The sequence below is a fragment of the Moorena sp. SIOASIH genome (assembly GCF_010671925.1).
In the GTDB taxonomy this organism is placed as follows: Bacteria; Cyanobacteriota; Cyanobacteriia; order Cyanobacteriales; family Coleofasciculaceae; genus Moorena.
On record NZ_JAAHIH010000005.1, the window covers coordinates 841,279 to 864,085 of the forward strand.

The 22,807-nt window shown below is 42.2% G+C and carries 18 protein-coding genes and 3 pseudogenes; 16 read left to right on the top strand and 5 right to left on the bottom strand.

The window, feature by feature from the left end; all coding sequences use genetic code 11:
- Positions 1-1,051 precede the first annotated feature (1,051 nt).
- From ectA to F6J90_RS30900, 5 genes and pseudogenes are all read left to right on the top strand, one after another.
- Positions 1,052-1,552, top strand: coding sequence for a diaminobutyrate acetyltransferase (ectA, locus tag F6J90_RS30880; protein ID WP_293102613.1), 501 nt, complete (start codon positions 1,052-1,054; stop codon positions 1,550-1,552).
- A gap of 36 nt (positions 1,553-1,588) precedes the next feature.
- Positions 1,589-2,839, top strand: coding sequence for a diaminobutyrate--2-oxoglutarate transaminase (ectB, locus tag F6J90_RS30885; RefSeq protein WP_293102616.1), 1,251 nt, complete (start codon positions 1,589-1,591; stop codon positions 2,837-2,839).
- A gap of 54 nt (positions 2,840-2,893) precedes the next feature.
- Positions 2,894-3,127: pseudogene (locus F6J90_RS30890) on the top strand (DUF4277 domain-containing protein).
- A gap of 50 nt (positions 3,128-3,177) precedes the next feature.
- Positions 3,178-3,429 (top strand): annotated as a pseudogene (locus F6J90_RS30895) (IS1634 family transposase); the annotation flags it as partial.
- 62 nt (positions 3,430-3,491) lie between these two features.
- Positions 3,492-3,887: an ectoine synthase gene (locus F6J90_RS30900; protein WP_293102619.1), complete on the top strand. Its 396-nt coding sequence runs from the start codon at positions 3,492-3,494 to the stop codon at positions 3,885-3,887.
- An 85-nt stretch (positions 3,888-3,972) separates the two neighbouring features.
- Here F6J90_RS30900 and thpD read toward each other — a convergent pair whose 3' ends face one another.
- The gene (gene thpD, locus F6J90_RS30905; protein WP_293102622.1) at positions 3,973-4,863 is read right to left on the bottom strand and encodes an ectoine hydroxylase; all 891 of its coding nucleotides are present in this window, start codon (positions 4,861-4,863) and stop codon (positions 3,973-3,975) included.
- Between the two features lie 834 nt (positions 4,864-5,697).
- A pseudogene (locus tag F6J90_RS30910) lies at positions 5,698-5,958 on the bottom strand (hypothetical protein); the annotation flags it as partial.
- A gap of 617 nt (positions 5,959-6,575) precedes the next feature.
- Between F6J90_RS30910 and F6J90_RS30915 the strand changes: the two are divergent.
- Positions 6,576-6,728 carry a hypothetical protein gene (locus F6J90_RS30915; protein ID WP_293102624.1) on the top strand — a complete coding sequence of 51 codons (153 nt, stop codon included), beginning with the start codon at positions 6,576-6,578 and terminating at the stop codon, positions 6,726-6,728.
- Positions 6,729-7,376: 648 nt separating this feature from the next.
- Complete coding sequence (locus F6J90_RS30920; RefSeq protein WP_293102627.1) at positions 7,377-9,404, top strand: bifunctional serine/threonine-protein kinase/formylglycine-generating enzyme family protein; 2,028 nt, start codon at positions 7,377-7,379, stop codon at positions 9,402-9,404.
- Positions 9,405-9,623: 219 nt separating this feature from the next.
- Here F6J90_RS30920 and F6J90_RS30925 read toward each other — a convergent pair whose 3' ends face one another.
- Complete coding sequence (locus tag F6J90_RS30925) at positions 9,624-10,499, bottom strand: helix-turn-helix transcriptional regulator (RefSeq protein WP_293102630.1); 876 nt, start codon at positions 10,497-10,499, stop codon at positions 9,624-9,626.
- Positions 10,500-10,555: 56 nt separating this feature from the next.
- On the opposite strand from F6J90_RS30925, the gene F6J90_RS30930 reads away from it, so the two are divergent.
- The 5 genes from F6J90_RS30930 to F6J90_RS30950 all read left to right on the top strand — a co-directional run bounded on the left by F6J90_RS30930 (position 10,556) and on the right by F6J90_RS30950 (position 17,802).
- Positions 10,556-10,711 carry a hypothetical protein gene (locus F6J90_RS30930; protein WP_293102633.1) on the top strand — a complete coding sequence of 52 codons (156 nt, stop codon included), beginning with the start codon at positions 10,556-10,558 and terminating at the stop codon, positions 10,709-10,711.
- Between the two features lie 152 nt (positions 10,712-10,863).
- Positions 10,864-11,466 carry a hypothetical protein gene (locus tag F6J90_RS30935; RefSeq protein ID WP_293102636.1) on the top strand — a complete coding sequence of 201 codons (603 nt, stop codon included), beginning with the start codon at positions 10,864-10,866 and terminating at the stop codon, positions 11,464-11,466.
- A 420-nt stretch (positions 11,467-11,886) separates the two neighbouring features.
- A complete protein-coding gene (locus tag F6J90_RS30940; RefSeq protein WP_293102639.1) occupies positions 11,887-13,056 on the top strand; it encodes an IscS subfamily cysteine desulfurase in 1,170 nt (389 codons plus the stop codon).
- 2,155 nt (positions 13,057-15,211) lie between these two features.
- Positions 15,212-17,164 carry an Rne/Rng family ribonuclease gene (locus F6J90_RS30945; protein WP_293102641.1) on the top strand — a complete coding sequence of 651 codons (1,953 nt, stop codon included), beginning with the start codon at positions 15,212-15,214 and terminating at the stop codon, positions 17,162-17,164.
- Positions 17,161-17,802 (top strand): ribonuclease HII, encoded by a 642-nt coding sequence (locus F6J90_RS30950; RefSeq protein ID WP_293102644.1) that lies wholly within the window; start codon positions 17,161-17,163, stop codon positions 17,800-17,802. Before F6J90_RS30945 ends, F6J90_RS30950 begins: the two co-directional genes overlap by 4 nt.
- Before the next feature lie 197 nt (positions 17,803-17,999).
- Here the strand turns inward: F6J90_RS30950 and rppA are convergent, their stop codons facing one another.
- Entirely contained in the window at positions 18,000-18,674 is a 675-nt protein-coding gene (gene rppA / locus F6J90_RS30955) for a two-component system response regulator RppA (RefSeq protein WP_293102647.1), read from the bottom strand.
- Between the two features lie 619 nt (positions 18,675-19,293).
- Here rppA and F6J90_RS30960 point away from each other — a divergent pair.
- The 4 genes from F6J90_RS30960 to F6J90_RS30975 all read left to right on the top strand — a co-directional run bounded on the left by F6J90_RS30960 (position 19,294) and on the right by F6J90_RS30975 (position 22,536).
- On the top strand, positions 19,294-19,509 hold the full coding sequence (locus F6J90_RS30960; RefSeq protein WP_293102650.1) for a dihydroneopterin aldolase: 216 nt from the start codon (positions 19,294-19,296) through the stop codon (positions 19,507-19,509).
- A gap of 614 nt (positions 19,510-20,123) precedes the next feature.
- The gene (gene hisG, locus F6J90_RS30965) at positions 20,124-20,783 is read left to right on the top strand and encodes an ATP phosphoribosyltransferase (RefSeq protein WP_293102653.1); all 660 of its coding nucleotides are present in this window, start codon (positions 20,124-20,126) and stop codon (positions 20,781-20,783) included.
- Between the two features lie 431 nt (positions 20,784-21,214).
- Complete coding sequence (locus F6J90_RS30970; protein ID WP_293102656.1) at positions 21,215-21,655, top strand: hypothetical protein; 441 nt, start codon at positions 21,215-21,217, stop codon at positions 21,653-21,655.
- Positions 21,656-21,762: 107 nt separating this feature from the next.
- Entirely contained in the window at positions 21,763-22,536 is a 774-nt protein-coding gene (locus tag F6J90_RS30975; protein ID WP_293102659.1) for a DUF1350 family protein, read from the top strand.
- Here F6J90_RS30975 and F6J90_RS30980 read toward each other — a convergent pair.
- Positions 22,533-22,805 carry a hypothetical protein gene (locus F6J90_RS30980; protein ID WP_293102662.1) on the bottom strand — a complete coding sequence of 91 codons (273 nt, stop codon included), beginning with the start codon at positions 22,803-22,805 and terminating at the stop codon, positions 22,533-22,535. The two genes, F6J90_RS30975 and F6J90_RS30980, sit on opposite strands and share 4 nt — an antisense overlap.
- Between the last annotated feature and the right edge of the window lie 2 nt (positions 22,806-22,807).

The window sequence follows — 22,807 nt, forward strand, 5'->3', positions numbered from 1 at the left end:
AGCTGAAAGCCTACTAATTTTAGTTTAACCAAATACTCAAGGGGTTACAAGGGAGCTGTAAACTAGAGATAATAATGCTTTAAGCCAACCCTAAGCCCAAAAAATCTGGAGGTCTCTGTAGCCTCCCCCAAAGCAAATATGTTTCCTAAATTCTACCAGACGGTGTTGGAGACTGATCTGACTCCTGGCCAATATCTAACACTACAATTGTTAATTTTACTTTTACAAAATCATCTAAAGGTGCGCTTGACCCGTAATTAAATTCGCCACAGGTCGCACCTCAATGTGCGCTTGTCGGACTTAGCTGAACGATTTCCACAACCGATAAAATATCAGAGCCGAGTACGCAGTTTACAAAATTTTTTATATTTACCTCAATTGAGGGCAAAACTTTTGTGGTTTCCCATAATAAAGCAAATACTTAAACAAGAGTTTCGGATTCGTATCTCTAATCGAAAACAAATAAGACAATGTAAAAAGCTAAAGCTTATTCATCAAGGATATCTGCTATTAATTATTGACAGAACTCAATGGAAAGAGCGAAATTTAGCGATGCATCGCTTTTCTACGACTTTCAAATTTTATGGGAATTGATAAAATATTTGCTAATTTTTCTAAATTTACGTTTTTAATTGTCTGTACGAGACTAAGCAGAATTAAAAGGAATAAGTATTCTGACTTACTAAGTTGACTTTTTAAGTGGTTTTGGTAAAATGCAGGTAACATTTTCAATTGGTAGGTTTTGTTGCAAATAATCGACCTATCTTTTTTTTACTACAAAATGGTGAACACTTTACATTTAAAGCGTTTCAGGCTATTTCGTCACCCCTTCAGAGTCTTGTGGGAATTCCTTGTATTAGCGATTAATAAAAATTAACAAATAAAAATAATGAAATGCAGGTATAATAGCTTGTCGATTACTATTTCACTCAAAAAAAATGCTCAAATGAAATAGAGTACCCATAACTCGATGTCCCTTTGCTTTGAACAATTATGCATGTGTTGTGATGATTGGTTCAAGAACAAAAACTAAAAAAGAAGTCAACTAAATATGAAAGCAGATTCTATTATAACTTACAGACATCCAAGGTTAGAAGATGGACTTGAGGTTTATCATCTAATAAAAAAAAGCCCACCTTTAGATGTTAACTCCCAATACTATTATTATCTTATTTGTAGTGACTTTAAAAATACTTGTGTTGTTGCAGAATCTGAGCAGAAAATAATCGGTTTCATCTCTGGTTATTTAAAGCCCGAAAATTCGAAATGCCTGTTTATATGGCAGGTAGCCGTTGCCGAAAAAGCCAGAGGCAGAAAAGTTGCCACGAATATGTTAAAATGGCTAACCAAACAACCAAATTTTAGTGATATTCAAAGTTTAGAAACAACCATTTCACCGGCAAATAAATTATCACAAAATCTTTTTATGGGTTTTGCCGAGGAAAATAAAGCTAATTGCCAAACCAATTCATTTCTTGATGTTTCTCATTTTGATACAGAATCACACGATGCTGAGATTTTATATAAAATTTTTCCTCTTATCTTATCTTAAATTAAATTAAATTAAATAAAAAATAATTTATAAATTATGAATATTATAGAGTCTTTAGAGTCAAATGTTAGAAGTTATATTCGTTCTTTTCCTGCTGTTTTTGATATTGCTGAAGGTGCAGTAATTTATGATGAACAGGGAAATGAATATATTGATTTTTTTGCCGGAGCAGGGGTTTTGAATTATGGACATAATAATCCAAAAGTGATAAAAGCTTGGATAGAATATCTGCAAAACAATCGTATTGTACACTCACTAGACAAAGCAACTGTTGCCAAAAGTAATTTTCTGCAAAAGTTTTCAGATACTATTCTTGTACCCAGAAATCTTGAATATAAACTGCAATTTACTGGACCAACTGGTACTAATGCAGTTGAAGCAGCCTTGAAACTGGCTCGTATGGTCAAGAAGCGTTCTAATATCATTGCTTTTACCAATGGGTATCATGGTTTAACGATGGGATCACTTGCTATAACAGGCAATCAGTTTTATCATGATAAAGCTTATAGTCTCAGGATAAATGTAGATCATGTCCCTTTTGATGGCTATTTCGGCAAAGACGTTGACACGATTAACTATTTGCGAAAACTATTAATAGATCCCGGTAGTGGTATTGAGATACCCGCCGCAATAATTGTGGAAACTATACAGGGAGAAGGCGGTATTAATATTGCTAGTGAAACTTGGTTAAAAAAACTTCAGGCATTATGTCGTGAGTTGAATATATTATTTATTATTGACGATATACAAGTCGGTAATGGACGAACAGGTACCTTTTTTAGTTTTGAAAAAATTGGAATTCTGCCAGATATGATTTGTTTATCTAAATCTATTGGAGGTGGGCTACCAATGGCACTACTATTGATTCGTCCAGAACTTGATCAATGGCTTCCTGGAAAACATACAGGTACATTTAGAGGTAATAATTTGGCTTTTGTTGCTGCAACGGAGTTACTTTGTTATTGGGAAAACGATGATTTAAGCAAGGCTGTTGAATATAAATCTAAGATTATTCAAAAATCATTACAAAAACTTGCTGATGAATTGCCAGAATTACAAATGCAAGCTAGAGGTAGAGGTATGATTTGGGGACTAGAAATGCCGAAAGAAGGTTTTGCAAAACAAGTTTCCACCAGAGCATTTGAAAAAAAAATATTAGTGGAAACTTGTGGTAGCAACAGTCAAGTAGTTAAATTTTTACCGCCACTGATTATTGAAGAAGAGGTGTTAAATATAGGATTAAATAAATTATCAGAAGCGGTAAGAGAAGTTTTTGCTGAAAATTAGTCATACAACCCACATTCCGCAGGTTAGAGAGGATAACGATGGTATTTTCGAAGGATGAAACCAATAGCATCTTCAATTAGAGTACAAGATCTTGACCACTGTGGCATAGTGGCAGGCATCATTGACCAGATCGGGCTAGTGGAACAAATTAACCAGGAGTTGGGAACCCACTCCCAAGAGAAGCTCAGTGCATAAGTAGCGGTAAAAGCCATGATTATCAATGGTAAGGGCTTAGTCAGCGCTCCACTATACCTATTTGAAAAATTCTTTGAATGGCATTGCCACTGAACATCTTCGTCGGAGAGGGGATTAAACCACTGCTTCTCTTTGATGACCGTCTGTGTTTATTGGTTTACACTCTCGCCCAAAGAGCCTTACGCCAAGCTCTCGCCCGGACTAAGCAAACTATTAACAACCAATTGGGTAAGCCGACGGCTACCCCGACAATGCGGTGGGTATTTCAGTGCTTTCAGTCGATTCATTTAGTTATCCTAGGCGGAGTCGAGCAAATTGTCAACTTAACTCATGAGCATCACAGGATTCTTCAGTTTCTTGGTGCTCCCTGCCAAAAATATTATCTACTGGTGTGACAAACCTGCGGAATGTGGGATACAATATGTAATAATTAGTATATGTAAATAGGAAATACTATATGATTGTACGTCGCTTAAAAGAAATTCTTGGAACAAAGCGGGAAGTTAAAGCACCAAATGGCAACTGGACAAGTCGTCGTTTTTTATTAAAAGATGACCAAGTTGGCTTTTCTCTACATGATACTTTAATTCATGCTGGAACAGAAACTTATATTTGGTATAAACATCATCTCGAAGCTGTTTATTGTGTAGCTGGAAATGGAGAAATAGAAGACATAGAAACAGGTGAAATACATCCTATTTCAGATGGTACTTTGTATTTTTTGAACAAGCACGAAAGACATTATTTAAGAGCAACAGAAACCATGCGTATGATATGTGTATTTAATCCTCCTTTGACTGGAGAAGAGGTACATAATAAAGAAGGTTTTTATGAAATAATAAATAGTGAGTAAAGCTAATAAAATAATCAACTCCAACAGAGACTTTTTGATAGATGATAATTTATAGATAAATTATATTTGATTTATCTATAATAAATTAATGCTCTCTTGATGCAATAAATTCTGGTCTTGGTTTTGTGCCAGCATAGGGAGATATCAATTTATTGTATATACTATTGTAAACAAAGAAAAGATTATATCTAGGAAATGGTGATAAATTGTCAGATGAACCATGAATTATATTACAATCAAAAAATATTACCGAACCTGCTTTGGCTTTAAACGAAGTTATACCATGTTTCTTGATTATTTTGGTGATTGAGTCTTTTGTAGGTACGCCATATTCCTGTTTCTTTAAAGAGTGTTTATAATGAGCTTCTGGAGTTTTACCCGGACATTGAATAAAGTATTTATGAGAGCCTGGTACTAGTAGTAATGGACCATTAAACTCATTATTATCAGTAAGCAAAATAGAACAGCTTACAGCTCTCATGTTAGGCATACCATCTTCACTATGCCAAGTCTCAAAATCTGAATGCCAATAAAACCCTTTACCATCAAATCTATCTTTACAATTCATTCTTGATTGATGAATATACGTTGGGCTTCCTAGCAATGCTTCTGCAATATTTAAAATCTTCCGACTGTAACAGAGTTTTTTAAATATTTCATTAGTTTTATGAATATTAAATACAGACCTTACGATTTTAGAGTCTATCTCTCTAATAAGTTCTGGATTTTCAGATTCTTCTAAGTAATTTTTTTTTAGTTTTTTAGCTTCATTTTTTAAATTATTTAATTCATGAAAAGATAACAAATTTTTAATAATCAAGTACCCATTTTTTTTATAAAAAGTAACTTCTTTGTTATCAAGTTGAGCATTTTTAAATTGTTCAAGAGTACCATAAATGATTGGCTCTTTTCTTTTAATAAATCCACTCTTGTCTCCCCTAGAAGGGTACAGATCTTGTGCAACCTCAACTTTCATATAATTATTCCTCCAAATATATTGGAATTTTATAAATGGGTTGTTAATGCTACTATTCCATTATCCCTAATGATACCCAAAAATAATGTTTAAATTACTTTTTTTAGTGTTTGGTTTTGAAGCAATCATCAAAACGTTTTGACCCTGGTTGACTGACAAAAGTTGGGAATAAAGCCCCAAATCCCTTTCTCTATAAACTTTTTCGGCTCTAAGGAAAAAGCCTATTCGGTATCTGTTGTTTAACAGGTGAATCGAGCGGGTGAACTCGCGACCACAACTACCGCGCTTATAAGCTTTTCACGGTCTGATGGCTATAAACGCGCTTAGCCCGCATCGGACAAGCATTCTGGAAGTTTTGTCAGTCAACCATGCGACCCCCAGTGCTATCTTAACAGAAATACTACCTCGTAACTTTTTGTTGCAACCTCCAAGACAAATGCTCCAGAACCTTCACTTGTCACCAATGATTATTAGGTGGTGTTACTGCTGGTGATTGTTCTCTTCATTTTTAAGCTAAAAAGAAAGCTGTTGTTGTATTACCTCCTGCTTTTTGTGAGACATCCGCTGAAGTGAATTTAACATCTTAAGAAAACCGTCAGGCGCAAAATTGTCAACAGGTGGAATACGTTTATGTAAATTCTGGGGGGGGCGACGAAATAAGCTAAAACGCAGACTCTATAAGCAATCTAGCCCTTAGACCTCGTTGATAATACTTTCGTGTCTTGATGCAATAGCGAGTGGGGGAAACCACGGCAGTTGCTCATGGGGGAGACCCCCAAGACCGCACTGCCTCCCCAAGACCGCGCTGCATCGCTTATTAGGACCCACGTCTCATTAATTCGGTTCTAGTTCTATACAAACATCCTTGAAATTAATCCAGGTTTGACCATATAAACCAACGTAAAAACTGGACGGTGCGCGCCTCCTAGGCCGGGGAACCCGGCCTAGGGTCGCACCGCTATGTCTGAGCTCTATTCGACCAGGTTCTTTGACACGAGCCACATAGTTTTGTATTCCTTGACGTTTAATATTCTGACCATGAATAGTTGCAGAAGTGTAAGCTATGGCTATCAATAAAACTAAAGAAATAAACCGTTCACCCTCAACTTTAGCTGTCCGGCAAAATTCATCCCACACCTAATGCGTAGCATTAGGTGTGGGATGAATTTTGAACAGGGTATTATAAAATTGCTATAATATATGTACTGATAAACAAAGCCGTTCGCGAAGCGTGGCCAAAGGCCTTAAATGCTGGTTTGTCAGCCACCTACGTTCCTAAAAAATAGAACTTATGGTATTGTTCCGGCGCGGAGGGGCATCCCGTGTCGTTAATAAAGCTTACCGTGTATCCGTTCGCGCAGCGTCGGCGAAAGCCGATAGCGATGGCTGGAGTTGGTAAGAAGCCCACAGTGTAATCTTGGCCAAAGGCCACGCTACGCGAACGATTCAGTGTGGGAGTATGTCACTATTCTCTAAATACTGAGGGGGTGACAACAAGGCGTTAAATTAGACAGGGTATGGGGTGTGGGGTGTGGGGTGGGGAGAATAGAAGGGAATTTGAAGTGAACCCAGGGATAACAATCGGTCCGAAACCTGATTTAACCGTCCCGTTGCAACGTAGCCAGCTCCTGATCTTCCCCAACACCCATCACCCCACACCCCACACCCCGTAAAGTTTTTAAGGCTGTTTGTCACCCAGTCAGGAACCCCTCTTGCTAGCATGCCTATTGCCTCTTGCCAAGCGCGAGTATGTTTACAACCCAGATACAAACGCTATAGTAATGAGGTACACAGGAATTTTTACCAATTCCAAAGTTCCCTCTTTTTTATTCCCTACTCCCTACTCCCTACTCCCTACTCCCTAAAACCTAGGACTTTTTACCTCCCCTGAGTGTTCAAAAACAAATGCCAAGTTGGCATGACAAACAATACCTACTAGACTAAGCTAATAATTAGATTGACATCCCCACGGGTGAAAACCCCGTGGAGTCTGTGGTTATACTACAGCCAATGGGTTAAAACTACCTTGGCTTGAAGCCTATCAATAGACTACTAAATCCTTAGGCTATTATTAACAACCTGTAGATTAGTTTGGTGGTGGCAAAACCAATCAAAACCTCTGTTGAAAACCTCTGTTGTTTTGGTATGAAGCAGGACTGGCAACCCAAAACTAAAGTAAAGTGCCATCGCGCTCCTGTCCCTGGAAGATTTTTGAGGTTTTGCGATCGCTTAAGTAGCTTGTATCAGTAGCTTTTATCGTAAGCATTCAGCCGTCAGCCGTCAGCCGTCAGCCATTTGCATAGCGTGGCCATAGGCCAAGGCTCAAGCTACTAATGGTGCTTATTCTATTCAAAAGCACCATTAGTAGGGTACGCTATGGGCATAAACTGTTCCCGTAGCTTGGCCACAAGCCTTTAGCTGTTCGCTTAGCGTGCGCGTAGCGCATTAGCTGATACGCGACACGCTGATAGCTGAATGCTTACCTTTTATCAGTAGCTCGTCCCTAGGGAACCATGAATTGGTGCATTAATCCCGACTGTTCTAAACCTTACAATACAGAAGATACCAGATTCTGCCAAGCCTGTGGTTCGGAATTACTCTTGGCAGAACGCTATCGCGTGATTGGCTTGCTCAGTGACAAAGGTGCTTTCGGTAAGACCTATGAGGTAGTTGATCACAACAGTGATCAAAAAAGTGATCACAACACTCTCAAAGTTCTCAAAGTCTTGACTGACTATCAATCTAGAGCAGTTGAGCTGTTTGAGCAAGAAGCATGGGTTTTGAGTCAGCTGAATCATCCAGGAATTCCCAAATCAGAAGGAACGTTTATCTTCTCCTGCAGAAACAACGAGATCAGCTTAAACTGCATGGTTCTCGAATACATTGAAGGCTTAGATTTAGAGGAGTATCAGCACCAACACAAGAATCACCCCATTGACGAAACCTTAGCCTTAGAATGGCTATCCCAACTGGTAAAAATTCTCCATGTAGTCCATCAGAAGCACTTTTTCCATCGCGATATTAAACCATCCAATGTCATTCTCAGGAAGGATGGACAACTAGTGCTCATTGACTTTGGGGCTGTGCGGCAAGTCACCAACACCATCATTGCTGGCGGTAAAAACACCCAGATTCATACTCCAGGTTACGCACCACCAGAACAAGAGCAAGGCTATGCCATGCCACAATCTGACTTCTTTGCCTTGGGGCGCACCTTTGTTTATCTGCTCACTGGTAAGGAACCGATGGATCCCCTTCTGTACAATCCTGATACCAGTGAATTACTGTGGCACCGCTATGCCCCTCAGGTCTCGCCTCAACTCAGAGAATTTATTGACCAACTGATGGCTCCCTTAGTCAGTCAGCGTCCTCGGAATACTGGGGAGATTTTGCAGCACTTGGCCAAGCTTGAGCAGGTAATAAATCCACCACCCTCACGACGCCAAGTCCTATCAAAAATACTATCCACTCGCTTCAAGGGGTCTTCCATAGGTTTAAGCAATACAAGGTTAACGAGGGTATTGACTAAACGGAAATTACTCAAAGCCGCTGGTTTTGGTAGTGTCGGACTAGTATTAGCAACAGTCATTGATCAACTCTCGGACTCACCCTCCCACACCCTCACCCCTAACCAGTTGACCCTCAATTTTACTCAGGAGGTAGAAAAGGATAAGCCACTATCCCCCAGTAATCAAGAGCAAAAAGCGAAGGTCACCAATGTATCCCTACAGAACTTTGAATTTGATGTGGTCAAAGTGAATCCCCAAGGTCAGATAACCAACCGCAATCGTCATCAAGCCAAGTTTTTTAAAGAAAACTTAGGTAACGGGGTAATGCTGCAAATGGTGTCTATCCCTGGCGGTACCTTCACTATGGGTTCACCAGTTTCTAAACACTTGGTCACTGTAAAGCCCTTGTATATGGGCAAGTTTAGTGTAACTCAGGCACAGTGGAAAGTGGTTGCTTCCTTACCCAAAGTCAGTCGTGAATTGGATTCTGACCCATCCCACTTCAAAGGAGATCATCTGCCTGTGGAGCAGATATGTTGGTATGACGCTGTAGAATTTTGTGCCAGAGTATCTCAAAAAACCGGACGCACCTATCGGCTACCCAATGAAGTGGAATGGGAATATGCCTGTCGTGCTGGGAGTACCACAAAATTTCACTTTGGTCAAGCAATTACCACCAATTTGGCTAACTACGATGGTCATCAGACTGACACTGATGGTTCACAGCCAAAAGGTATCTTTCGAGAGAAAACTACGACGGTGGGGAGTTTTAAAGTAGCTAACGCCTTTGGGCTATACGATATGCATGGCAATGTCTGGGAATGGTGTGCTGACCATTGGCATGAAAATCACCAGGGTCCTCCATCGGATGGCAGTGCGTGGCTAAGCAATAATGAGGATCGGGATCGGTTACTGCGAGGAGGGTCTTGGCTCAACAGTTCCGGCTACTGCCATAGTGATTATCGCAATTTCAATAGTCCGGATGTTACATATATCTCCTTTGGTTTTCGGGTAGTTTGCGATTTGATTTAAACTTTAGCAAAGGGAATAGGGAGCAGGGAGCAGGGAGCAGGGAACAGGGAAAAAAAAATTATCACAATTCCTACACGGATTGCTATTTCAATCTAAACTTTTGATCTAAACTGCACCATTAACGCAACAGTTTGTTTGTAGAAAGTTTCTTTATCTTCACCGTTGACAGTCAACCGTCAATTGTCAACCGTTAACAAAACCTGGTTAACACAAACCTGGTTAACACAAGACCGAACTAGACTTGGTAGTCACTCCATTACCACTGTCTTCTAAATTCTCAATAAAATGACTCCAAGGTTCTGTGTAAGTTTCTGTGTAAGTTCTCGAAAAATCTAGAATAGGAGTTTCTTGTGCTGACCCAATCCAACCACTCACTGGAGAAATTAACGGGAAAAGCCACTCATAGTAACTCTGGGGAAACGGAGTACTAGATAGTTCCATGATGCTCTTATAAAATAGCCCAAACGTCTCTGGGTCAATTTTGTGCTTCTGGACAGCAACTTGGATGAATTCCTCTGGACTCAAGCCTACATAACTTTGGCAGATTGTCACCCAATTCTTTAATCGTCGCCTGGCCTTTAAGCTCAGTGAAATAAATTTCACTCCCTTGAGTTCCTCAAATTTAGGAGACTGATTTAACACCTCCTCTAGGCCGGTGGTATCCGTCGAACCACTGAATTCCATTTGCAACCGTTTAGCGATCGCTAAATTAATCTCAACTAATTGCTCTACTGGTCGCCACTGAAGCTCTGTCAAAATTTGCTCCATGGAAATAGGTGGTTTCAAAGTAGAGGAACTCGATTTCTGGTTCCGTTCAATCGCTTCGATCGGGTTTTCCTCACTTACCAAGAAGCTGATCAACTCTTCCGTTGTCCAACCAATACCTTTAGCCAGCCTCTCTAGCTTCTCTAAGCTAGGAGTGTTATCACAATTCATCCAATTTGTCAAGGTGTTGTTAGTGACATTGACTTGCCTAGCAAGTTCCCGGACACTACCCAATTTTTGAGCCAGTACCTTAATCAATTGACTTAGCCTTTGGTGAATTTTGCTGTGTTTTAAGGAAGTGTCTTTAGCTGTGTCCAATTTTTTTACCACTCTGTTCTGGTGAAATAATCTAACACTTCCGGATCCGGTAAGTGTGGGGTAAGCATATGCGCTACGAGCACGCTATGCGAACAGCCGTCAGCTATCAGCCGTCAGCTTATTTTATTCAAAAGCACCGAGTAGAAATTGACCCTAGCTGGCAACAATGCGATCGCATAACGGGAAGCGAAGCGCGTCCATACCACCATCCTGCCCAAACATGAATGGACCATCGCTAATCTTCTCGGTGAAAACTCAGTGGCAACTCCCCCCTGGGCAAAAGAGTATCTTACGTATAATCACTGTTGTCCAATATTTTTAACAAAACTAGGATAGTTGTGAAAAGGGTTGAACATCTACATCACATCTACACCATATGTTAAAGCATCAGAACTGGGAGAAAAGGGTAACCGCTAAGCAAAGCAATACCCTTGCTCAGGAAAATCAGCAACTCAAAATTAAGCCAGATAAGTGCTACATTCCCATGACAAGTGGCCACGGTGGTTCTTCAACGTTAGTCCGTTGGAAGCAGAAAGTCACTACACAGAAAGTCACTACACAGAAAGTCACTACACAGAATCGAGTGAATTTCTCGAGCTACCCACTGTGCCCTCCCCGCTACACCAAACCCGAGAAGCCTGTAGCTCCCCAAGAACAATTAAGTAACTTACAAGAAACCTGTGGTAAAATCATTCATCTACTCTGTACATCTGACTATGGGAAACTGACTCAAGATGAATTGAACAGGAAGTGCCGGTATTCAGAAGAGCGACTTGTCCAAGGACTGAAACAGCTTGAGCTTGAAAAGGTAATTGAGTTCAAGTGGGGCATGTGGGTGATCATTAATCACCAACCCATCTGTCCTAAATGCGGTCTCAAAACTCGTGTAGTTAATTCTGCCTTGACACCAGGGAAAATTAAATCAATTTGTTCAACATGTCTCGAGTTAAAGCGTATTCAGTCAAAATTGCCGTTTTGATGAACTGCACCAAATTCTTAAAGGGTGGAGTGCTTTGTGAGGAGAATGAACAGCGAAAGCTGCCAAAAAATGGACAATGGAAAATGAACCATCCACAAGCAGCTATTGGGTAATGGGATTTTCACCTGTAGCCCGTGGTCATCCAGGAAAACAGTCTCAAAAACTGCTGACTCGAGATCTAGCAATCTAATTTGAGGTCTGAAACCTCTTAGGTGCGCTTGACCTTGGCGAATTAAATTCGCCACGGGTCGCACCTGATGATGGGGTAATCAGGTGATGGGGAGGAAGTTGATAATAATGTATCCTGTAGCAGTCCTATCCAAATCTGGTCAACCATTAGTTGGATGGAGCATTCCTCCCCTCCTAACTCTACGAGTTTAGGCGGAATATCCAGCTGCAATTTTTGATCAACGAAAAACCATGCATCGCCCAATTTACCTAGACTGCCATGCCACAACACCTATGGATGAACGGGTGCTTGAGGCAATGTTACCCTACTTCACTGAGCATTTTGGCAATCCATCCAGTATCAGCCATACCTATGGCTGGGAAGCTGAAGCAGCGGTGAAACAAGGGCGTCAGATTCTGGCAGATGCTATCCATGCCACACCGGTCGAGATCATTTTTACTAGTGGTGCCACAGAGGCTAACAATCTAGCTATTAAAGGAGTGGCTGAGGCTTATTTGAGTAAAGGACGTCACCTGATTACCGTACAAACTGAACACAATGCTGTTCTTGACCCCTGTCACTATTTAGAAACCCTAGGGTTTGAGGTGACATTTCTACCGGTAAAAGATGATGGACTAGTGGATTTAAGCCAGCTAGAGCAGGCTTTCCGTCCTGATACGATTTTAGTGTCAGTGATGGCAGCCAATAATGAAATTGGAGTGTTGCAGCCATTGGCCGAGATTGGGGATCTTTGTCGCCAGCACAATGTACTCTTCCATACAGATGCTGCCCAGGCTATTGGCAAAATCCCCTTGGATGTGCAGTCGATGAAGATTGATTTAATGTCCTTGACAGCCCATAAAATTTATGGACCAAAGGGCATTGGGGCTCTCTATGTCCGGCGTCGTAACCCCAGAGTAAGGCTTGCACCCCAGCTCCATGGCGGTGGACATGAACGAGGGATGCGTTCTGGCACACTTTATACCCCTCAGATTGTGGGGTTTGCTAAAGCTGTAGAACTGGGGTTAGAAGAACAACCTTCAGAATCCCAACGGTTGATGGAACTGCGGGAAAGTCTTTGGACGACTCTCTCTAGACTAGAAGGTATCCACATCAATGGTCATCCTACCCAGAGATTGTCCGGAAACCTTAACATTAGTGTGGAGGGAGTAGATGGCGCAGCCCTGCTGCTAGGATTACAGCCTGTGGCAGCCGTTTCTTCTGGCTCGGCTTGTTCCTCGGCAACTGTAGCTCCTTCCCATGTACTATTAGCCCTAGGACATCCGGAAAATCTGGCTTATGCCTCGATCCGGTTTGGAATTGGACGCTTTAATACCATGGCGGAAATTGAGCAGGTGGCTGAGCATACGCTCACAACCATTCAGTCTCTGCGCCAATCTCAAGCTGTCAAAATTAATTGAACAAAATTGTTGAGCGCAGTCCCTAGCCATATTTTAGAATTAGGGTGGGGACGTTAATAGATCTTTTCTATTAGCGAAAGAATCCCCAACTATAATCTTTGACTTAGTTCGGGTGCGTTCAATTTGAGTTTCGCTTGAGTTATCGAAGGAGAGAGTTTGAGAGGGAAAAGAATACCCCGTCCTCTTAGGTCAGGGATGAATTTTCGCGCCTAAGCGTGGTGTTAATATAAGAAATAAGGGTCTCAAAAAAACTGGGTATTGACCCTACCCGGCTACCCTTGGTGCAAGGGAAAGTTACGCCCAGGTCGAGAACAATCTATTAGGTTGTGCCTGGGAATCCCCATTCCTGCGACGGATGGGGAAGTTCAACAAAAGAATTGATATGCTATGATTGAAGCTAGCTAAGGCTGTGTGAAAATTCACCGTTAGCAGTCCGGCAGGGTTAGTAAACAGCTAGAGAAAATGTCGCAGAGTCTACCAAAAACTCTTATTATTTGTTAGACTTAAATTAGGGTAACACCGACAGGGATTATTATGTAACTTAAATTAAAGCCGAAAACCAAGGGTTTAATAGTTGCGCTCTCTATCCCGGTGTTATAACTTTTTTGACATTTTTATGGCCCTCGCGGGATATTCCGTCAGAGCTTTGGGAGATACCCCCTGGATGCGAAAGCATCTTGCATTGGCGGGCTAGGATCTGCCTTGGTAGATTCTGGTACCTAAAAAGTATCGGTTAACCAAGACAGGACAAACCAATTCGTCGTCAATCTCTCAATGGTAGGGCGGGAATCGTCAAAACCCCAGTCAGAAAGACAAGTGGGAAACCTAGGTGCGCTTGACCTTGGCAAATTAAATTCGCCACGGGTCGCACCTCTTGAGTAGGCGAATCAACAGGGGATCAGGACATAACACATCCCCAAAAAGGCAAGCATTTGTGCCTCTTAACCCTATATCTAAGCAGCTTTGCTGCTGAAACAGGGAAATTCAGGAGATATAGACAGAAACCCTGAAGAATATCCTGACGTCTGGTCAGGAAATAGTCAAGCTAATAAAAAATCAGAACTTTTGGATAGATTGGTACCAACTGGGTAGTTTGTGGTAAATCCCGAACAATGCCGATAAGGGTTAAACTGACTGTCAGCTATGGGAGCTGTCGTTAGCAAAAGCCATCTAAAATAACCGATTTTGGCATAGGTGCGCTTGATCTTGGCGAATTAAATTCGCCACGGGTCGCACCTCTTGATGGGGGGCGTGGCTTAACCTCCATTCTTGTATCGGTTCTATCGGTGGCAAATTAATCCGTTGTCTCTATTTCAGAGTGCGACTGGGTAGAGATAGGGGTTGACGACTGTTAATCAAAATCCGTAGAAAATCGGTTAAAACTAGTTAAACCCACAAGAGTCACGCGACTAACTTGTCAGGCTTAACATCCCCCGAAGTCCCTACGGGATTATAGGAAGGACGAGGCAGATTGCGAGACAATTATACATAGGTGCCCTTGACCCATTAAGAATTAAATTCGCCACGGGTCGCACCTGTGGAAGCGATTAACAAGTAATGCTCAGAGGCTCTTTGAGTCGAAAGAATAGTGAGCTGTGCCGTGCAGCCATTACTGGTTGAACCAGTAAGAAAAATTGAGCTATTTCAATTTTCTTAGGTGCGCTTTCCGTATTAAGAATTAAATTCGCCACGGGTCGCACCTACAGTTGGGTTCTCACGGTCAGCTAGCTAGGTTAAAAGCTGTATGAAGCAGTTGTGGAAAAACTCAAGTTAATCAGAAATTTGCGACTTTGTGGCAGAAGATCCTACTGGAACGGGAGTCTTAAAGTGGAGAACCAATGTCGCGCCTCCAAGTGGTACAATCAACAGAGCCGCTACAATCCCATTCACCAAACCACGAAACCCCCTGTCAGCACCCCCCTCTAAACAGACGGGGCTTCGAGACAGTTTCAGGGCCATTGACTACAGCCATTGACTACTCTCGCTCAAACAATGAGCAAAAAAATAGTCTAGTTATTCATAGTCTATTTATTAGTCTCTGTGGCCGATCAGTTTAATGGCAGTAAATCACCGAACATTTCAGACCTAGAAATAGAGTACGACTCCTATCGTTAACTGTAGGACTAAGCGTACTACGAAGTTTTGAGGAAATTGCATGCCAAAGCAAATTATTATTGCAGAGCAACATCAACTTGCTGCTGTATTTTGGGAAGATCAAATTCAAGAACTAGTAGTTGCCACCGGTAATCACCAGGTCGGTGATATTTATCTCGGCATTGTAGAAAATGTATTACCGGGTATTGATGCAGCATTTGTCAACATTGGGGATCCTGATCGCAATGGTTTTATTCATGTGACAGACCTAGGACCATTGCGCTTGAAACGCCGCTCTGGTGCGATCACCGAACTGCTGACTCCCCAGCAGAAGGTGTTGGTGCAAGTGATGAAAGAACCGACTGGTAACAAAGGGCCAAGGCTCACAGGTAATATTAGCTTACCCGGTCGCTATTTGGTGTTGATGCCTTATGGCCGAGGAGTGAACTTGTCTCGGCGGATTAAGAGCGAAAGTGAACGCAATCGCCTCAGAGCTCTAGCAATTCTAATCAAACCATCGGGCATGGGAGTGCTGGTGCGCACCGAAGCCGAAGGCAGAGCCGAAGAAGCCATTATGGAAGACTTGGAAAACCTGCAAAGACAATGGGAAGCTGTCCAGCTCGAAGCAACGTCTACCAGAGCACCAGCCCTACTTAATCGGGATGATGATTTTATTCAGCGTGTCCTCCGGGATATGTACACTGCTGATGTTAATCGGATTGTGGTGGATTCTAGTACTGCAGTCAAACGGGTTAAACAACATTTGTTGAGCTGGAGCGGAGGTCAAGCACCAGAGGGGGTCTTGATTGACCATCACCGCGATCGCATGCCAATTTTGGGATATTTCCGGGTCAATGCTGCAATTCGAGAAGCCCTCAAGCCAAGAGTAGATTTACCCTCTGGTGGCTACATTATCATTGAACCTACCGAAGCTTTAACTGTAATTGATGTGAACTCTGGTTCCTTTACCCGCTCAGCTACAGCACGGGAAACGGTTCTGTGGACTAACTGTGAGGCAGCAACAGAAATTGCCCGGCAGCTGCGCCTACGTAACCTAGCTGGGGTGATCGTTGTTGACTTTATTGATATGGACACTAGGCGGGATCAGTTGCAGGTTCTCGAACACTTCAATCAAGCCTTAAAAGAGGACAAAGCCCGACCCCAGATTGCCCAGCTTTCGGAACTTGGCTTAGTTGAACTGACTCGCAAGCGCCAAGGGCAAAATATTTACGAGTTGTTTGGTAAAACCTGTGCTACCTGTGGCGGGTTAGGACATCTGGTACATCTTCCCGGTGAAGTGGAAGCAGAAGCACTAGAGACCTTAGCACCGATCCCGTTACCGACGGAGCGAAGCATTCCAGAGTTCCCCGAACCCGTAGACTTATCTCCTGAGAATGATAATGAGTTGGACTTGCTCAATCACCCCAGTTATCAGGAACGGGGAGCGGTAAATAATCGCCGCCGCCGCCGCCGTCGTATTGATGACCCCGTGATTAGGGAAGAACCAATTACTAGGGGAGTCAACAGGGTGATCTCTGTCTCATCCAACTTTGATGCCATCACAGAACCCGAGGTATCCAGCTCAGGAGTAGAAAAACCTCAGCTAGTCAAATTTGCTCAAGAAAAGGAACCACCAGAATTGGTCAGGGTTGAAATGAGCCCAGAAGAACAAGATGTTTATGCGTTAATGGGCATTTCCCCTATACTACATTTAGACCGAGAGGTCAAAGATCCTAGGTCAGCAATTATCTCAGTGTTACTGCCGGGAGAAAAAATCGAGGATAATGAAGAAGAATTATCCAATACAACTACCGATTCAACTACCGATTCAACTAATAGTCAATCCTCCATCGACGATCAGCTAGAGTTAGACGAATCGGACTTGGTGCAATCTACTGCTGCCACACCAATTCCAGAAACTGGATCTGATCAACTCAGTACTACCAATGGCACCATTAATAGTCCCCCCATAGTGCGCCGCCGCCGTCGCCGTTCTTCAGCATTGGATAAATGACAACCGACAAAGTCACTGAAGTGTGTGAGTTACCGGATCAATCCGATACTCCCTCTTTAGTGGCTGGGGTAGATGAAGTAGGGCGAGGTGCCTTATTTGGTCCAGTTGTGGCAGCAGCAGTGATTTTACCTGTATCTGTCTTGCCACAACTGGCTCTAGCTGGCGTTAAAGATAGTAAACAGTTGTCCCGGAAGCGACGTCAAAGGCTGTCTGAAGAAATTCAGGGATTGGCACTGGATTGGACTATTGGTTATTCCACTAGTGCAGAAATTGACCAGCTCAATATCTTACAGGCTTCATTGTTAGCTATGAAACGGGCTGTGCTTAAATTAAAAGTTAAGCCCGATCTTTGTCTGATTGATGGGTTACACGGGTTGCCAGATTTACCCATACCACAACAGAATATGGTAAAGGGGGATCAGCGATCGCTAAAGATTGCAGCAGCCAGTATTGTAGCCAAGGTGTGGCGTGATGATTTAATCATTCGTCTAGCTGCCAAGTATTCAGAGTATGATTTGACAGCCAACATGGGCTATGGTACCAAAAAGCATCGGTTAGCACTGCAAAAATACGGACCATGTCGGCTGCATCGCATGTCCTTTAGTCCCTGTAGCCAGGCAAATAAACAATTAAATTAACAATTAACCTAAGCATTCAGCTATCAGCCTATCCGCTACGCCCACGCTAAGGGAACAGCTATCAGCTTATGGGAGTTACCTCCCAGGGTCGAAGCCTGTGCCACAAAGCACCTCAAGTAGCGTGAGCCTTTAGCTGACGGCTGACGGCTGACGGCTGACGGCTGACGGCTGAATGCTTACAAATTAACAATCAACAATCAACCAAACCGATAACCCTTACCATAAACTGTATGGATCAGGGGGACGGAACCCTGAACTTCGATTTTGCGGCGTAACAAACGAACTAGAGCAGCTAAATTGTTACTTTTTGGGATTTCCTCGGATGGCCACAAATGTTGATAAATTTGCTTGTGGGATAATAATATACCAACATGGCTCATGAAGTACGCTAGCAGTTGGCTTTCTTTTTCCGATAGCTCAATTGGGCGTCCGTGGCGATAAGCAATTTGATTGTTTAGGTCTAATTCTATTTGTCCAACCTGTAACCGCTGGCTGGGATTGGCATCAGTCGCAGCAGAACGCCGAAGCAGAGCCCGGACTCTAGCGAGTAACTCCCGCAGTTCAAATGGTTTAACTAGATAGTCATCAGCACCAGCATCTAATCCCATGACTCGGTCATCTACAGTGTCCTTAGCGGTTAGAAAAAGAACTGGGGTAGTGGTGTCATGCGATCGCATTTGTTGGCAAATTTCTAACCCAGAAATGTGCGGTAGCATCCAGTCTAAGATTAACAAGTCATAAGCCCCTTGGGATGCTAACTCATTTCCTGACGCCCCATTATAAGCCACATCTACAGTGTAACCTTCACGAGTTAATACCCGAGACAGGGGGTCAGTCAGCTCAATTTCATCATCTACTAAAAGGATACGCATTGATTTTGTTGATAGTTGACGGTTGACGGTTGACTATCAACAAAATTATAGGACTTACGCGGCAACTCTATCTGTAGAGTGGGTTATTAACGAGCTCTACTACCTGTAGTGAATACCCAATTCATTGATAGATGGGATCAGCTACTTCATATACTCTTATAGTTAAGATAAAGTTAATCAAAGGCTAATTATAATTTAACGGCTCGAAAAACAAACCAGTATGGCTTGGGCATTGGTTACAGGTGGGAGCAAAAGGATTGGTAAAGCGATCGCAGGGGAATGAGTCGCAGATTTGTCAGGCTGTTCGCTATTTGCTCTCTAATCAATTTGTTACCGGACAGTTATTATTTGTGGATGGCGGTCAACATTTGTAATAAACTGTAAGCCCCCGCTTTTTAATTAGAACTGATAACTGATCAGCTAATGTGCATTTAAATTGGTTATTACCCGTTCCCAGATCCGCTGTTCCCTGTTCCCTTTGAGCAATTTAGGTATCCCAATCTAAATGCTGAACAGCTTAACTGATAACTGATAACTTATCGCTAACGGCTGATAGCTGACGGCTGATAGCTGACGGCTGATAGCTTAAAAATTAATCAAGACTAGATACATCAAAGATATGACACAACTTACTGATATCACATCAATAAAAGTTAATGATTTCGGAAGTATAAAACAAGACAGTTATGTTGAAGCGCTGCTGGAAATAAAAAATTTAAGACTCAGGACGATAATTGGCTTTAATGACTGGGAAAGAAAAACTAAACAAGATGTAGTGATTAATATTAAGGCTGGCTTTACCCCTGGAAATTCTACAAAAAGCGATTGGCCGTAGGCCACGCTACGCGAACGCGTTGAAGATACCCTAAATTATAAAACCCTAACCAAGCGTGTGATTAAAGCAGTGGAATAAAGCCAGTTTAATTTACTAGAAACGCTAACCCAGATGATTTTAGATATTGTAATGGAAAATCCCCGGATAGTATGGGCTAAGGTAAAATTTGATAAACCTTTTGCTTTGCGATTTTTCGATTCTGTGTCTATATAATTGATTGCTAAACGATGAATGAAGTGGTAGTGAATGAAGTAGTAGTAAGTGTTGGATCTAACATTGAACCTGATAAAAATGTAAAATTAGCAAAATATAACTTATCAAGAACCGATAATTTTGTCAATCAATCTCGCTTTTATATAACAAAACATATAGGCTTTACTGAGTAACATAATTTTCTAAATGGTGCCTTTTAAATCCATACAGAATAAGGTTTTGATACCTTTCGTCAAAAACTTAAACAAGTCGAAATTGACCAAGGTCAAGCGCACCTAAGGACATGATGGGGTTGGTGATAATTTGAGGAGCACGGGCTTCTATAATTGAGCTTCTACCGGTATAGTTGATCTGATCAGTGAACTAATTTACCCCCTCCCAAAGCTCCCGAAGCTCCCCATATGATTACCATCGCATTACCCAAAGGCGCACTCCTAAAAGACAGCATCAAGCTACTGCAATCCGTTGGCTTAGACTTTAGTGCCTTCCTAGACTCCTCCAACCGCCAACTCCAGATTCAAGACCCCAGTCAAACTGCTCAAGCTCTACTGGTACGAGCTCAAGATGTACCGGTTTACGTGGAATATGGTCAAGCTCAGTTGGGGATAGTTGGTTACGATGTGCTACGGGAAAAAACCCCGGCAGTGGCTACCTTAGGTGACTTACACTTTGGTTATTGTCGGATGTCATTGGCAGTTCGTGCAGCTAGCTCTTATCTAAGCCCTTTGGATTTGCCAGCTCATGGTCGCGTAGCCTCCAAGTTTGTTCACTGTGCTCGGGAATATTTCAATAACCTGGATTTGCCAGTAGAAATTATCCCGCTCTACGGTTCTGTTGAACTTGGTCCGATTACCGGGATGTCGGAGGCAATTGTGGATTTGGTGTCCACAGGTCGTACCTTGAAAGAGAATGGCTTGATTGAAATTGACATTTTGTATGAGAGTACAGCACGACTGATTGCCCATCCCATCAGTTATCGCCTCAATATTGATGGTATGAACAATTTGATTGAGCAGATTCGAGACTTGACTAAGGTCAGCCCTGAGTCTTTAGTGAGTTAGTTATGAGTCTTTAGTCAGTAGGGTGCCTTATTAACGCACCCTCATAAGTAGAGTTATTGCCTAAGTCCTGTAGAGTTGTTTAATCTACACTTTTACAAAGTAATGCGATACTTCTAATATATCAGAAACGACAGACAAAGAATCAGAGTGATTAACTAATAAAGTCTCAATTTCATTCAAAATAGTTGGAAATCTATCTTTGAAGTATAGCATTTTTTTATAAAATTAGTAATCCTCATCTTCATCCTATCCTTTATACCCATAGTTGACTATAGACTGTTCCCTGACTAGACACTTTAGGGAATTGTATGGATAAGTCCCGCTAAACAGTTTTCCTGATACTGCGCCATTAGCACTGCTAATTGTCATGGGCACTCAAGATTTGTTCTCAACTGTGTGCTCATAATCATCTCAACTAAACGAGGCTCAAGATGAAGGTAAAAAATACGTTAATTGCTGCTGCAACTGCTATGGTTTTCGCTTTTGCTTCAGGGTTAAATGCTCAAGAACCAGTTATTGGTGATATCAACACCGCATCAGAATTTATTACCTCGGCAATTCAAGCCTTAGCTTCTAACAAGCAAATTATTAATGAGTGCGGTAAAGAGTTAATAATTGAAGATATGACGAGTGTTACTCAAGATTTACTTAATATCGAAGCCTACCCTACACTAGGAGAAATTCAATACAGGATTTCCTTCACACCTGGAGCTAATACTAATCCTAGCTACTGTGCTGGTAGCTTCAAGAGTCGCATGAAGTTAAAATTCAACGGGCGATACCTTAATCCTAGGGGTGCAGAATTATTGTCTACTCCCAACACTTATGAATTTCGACTAATGGTACCAGGTCAAGAGAATTCTGAATTATGAATGCCGAAATTGAAGATAGTAATACATTAATACAGTATTAATACAGTACTCCAGGTTACTCTACAAACATCTTTACAATAAAAGAGGTAAACCCTGTAGAGTATGGCATGGACTGGCAAGAGATATCTGGTAACTGGGTTTTAATCCCCAATCGTCCCACTGGGATAATCCATTTCCTGGGTGGGGCGTTTATTGCGACAGCTCCCCAAGTAACCTACCGATTGTTACTGGAAAAATTAGCAGATCAACGGTATGCAGTGATTGCGACACCGTTTGTGAATACCCTCGACCATATTGCGATCGCACGAGATGTACTCAACCGCTTCGAGACTACTCTCAATCGTTTACAGGTAACCAATGTTTTCCGGAAACGGTATCTACCCATCTATGGTATCGGCCACAGCATGGGGTGCAAACTACACTTGTTGATTGGCAGCCTCTTCAGTGTAGAACGAGCTGGTAATATCTTGATTTCCTATAACAACTATTCCGCTGACCGTGCTATCCCCTTTGTGGAACAGTTAAACCTCAATCCTGTCTTTCAGGTTGAGTTTACTCCTTCACCCCAAGAAACTAACTATCTGATTACTCAACGCTATCAAATCCAGCGTAATTTACTGATTAAATTCACTGATGACGAGATTGACCAAAGTGTTAGCTTGACCCAAGCCTTACAGAAACGTTTTCCAAATATGGTTGCTCTACAGCGGATACCAGGAAATCACTTAACACCTTTAGGGCAAGATGTCACCTTAAACCCAGGATCAGTGTTTACCCCATTGGATGCCGTAGGTCAGTGGGTCAAGCAAGAAGTCTATCGCGATTTAAATCGGTTGCAACGAGAAATTTTGCGATGGTTAAATCCTCTAGCAGTGGCCTAATGTTGTTCGCGAAGCGTGGCCAATAGGCCAAGGTTATTCTGTTGAAGGTTATTCTGTTGAAGTGCCGTAGGGTGCGTTAGGGACCGGCTCACCCGGATTTTTGGCCTATGGGCCAGGGTATGACAGCCGGTCCCGTAACGCACCACGATCAGCCATCGGTTGAAGGTTATTCTGTTGAAGGTTGTTCGCGTAGCGTGGCCAAAGGCCAATGTTGTTCGCGTAGCGTGGCCAAAGGCCAAGGTTGTTCGCGTAGCGTGGCCAAAGGCCAAGG

Bases quoted from the DNA above. Each gene is read 5' to 3' on its own strand.
- ectA (WP_293102613.1), top strand. From the start codon at position 1,052: ATGAAAGCAGATTCTATTATAACTTACAGACATCCAAGGTTAGAAGAT.
- ectB (WP_293102616.1), top strand. From the start codon at position 1,589: ATGAATATTATAGAGTCTTTAGAGTCAAATGTTAGAAGTTATATTCGT.
- F6J90_RS30900 (WP_293102619.1), top strand. From the start codon at position 3,492: ATGATTGTACGTCGCTTAAAAGAAATTCTTGGAACAAAGCGGGAAGTT.
- thpD (WP_293102622.1), bottom strand. From the start codon at position 4,863: ATGAAAGTTGAGGTTGCACAAGATCTGTACCCTTCTAGGGGAGACAAG.
- F6J90_RS30920 (WP_293102627.1), top strand. From the start codon at position 7,377: ATGAATTGGTGCATTAATCCCGACTGTTCTAAACCTTACAATACAGAA.
- F6J90_RS30930 (WP_293102633.1), top strand. From the start codon at position 10,556: ATGCGCTACGAGCACGCTATGCGAACAGCCGTCAGCTATCAGCCGTCA.
- F6J90_RS30935 (WP_293102636.1), top strand. From the start codon at position 10,864: ATGTTAAAGCATCAGAACTGGGAGAAAAGGGTAACCGCTAAGCAAAGC.
- F6J90_RS30940 (WP_293102639.1), top strand. From the start codon at position 11,887: ATGCATCGCCCAATTTACCTAGACTGCCATGCCACAACACCTATGGAT.
- F6J90_RS30945 (WP_293102641.1), top strand. From the start codon at position 15,212: ATGCCAAAGCAAATTATTATTGCAGAGCAACATCAACTTGCTGCTGTA.
- F6J90_RS30950 (WP_293102644.1), top strand. From the start codon at position 17,161: ATGACAACCGACAAAGTCACTGAAGTGTGTGAGTTACCGGATCAATCC.
- rppA (WP_293102647.1), bottom strand. From the start codon at position 18,674: ATGCGTATCCTTTTAGTAGATGATGAAATTGAGCTGACTGACCCCCTG.
- F6J90_RS30960 (WP_293102650.1), top strand. From the start codon at position 19,294: ATGACACAACTTACTGATATCACATCAATAAAAGTTAATGATTTCGGA.
- hisG (WP_293102653.1), top strand. From the start codon at position 20,124: ATGATTACCATCGCATTACCCAAAGGCGCACTCCTAAAAGACAGCATC.
- F6J90_RS30970 (WP_293102656.1), top strand. From the start codon at position 21,215: ATGAAGGTAAAAAATACGTTAATTGCTGCTGCAACTGCTATGGTTTTC.
- F6J90_RS30975 (WP_293102659.1), top strand. From the start codon at position 21,763: ATGGACTGGCAAGAGATATCTGGTAACTGGGTTTTAATCCCCAATCGT.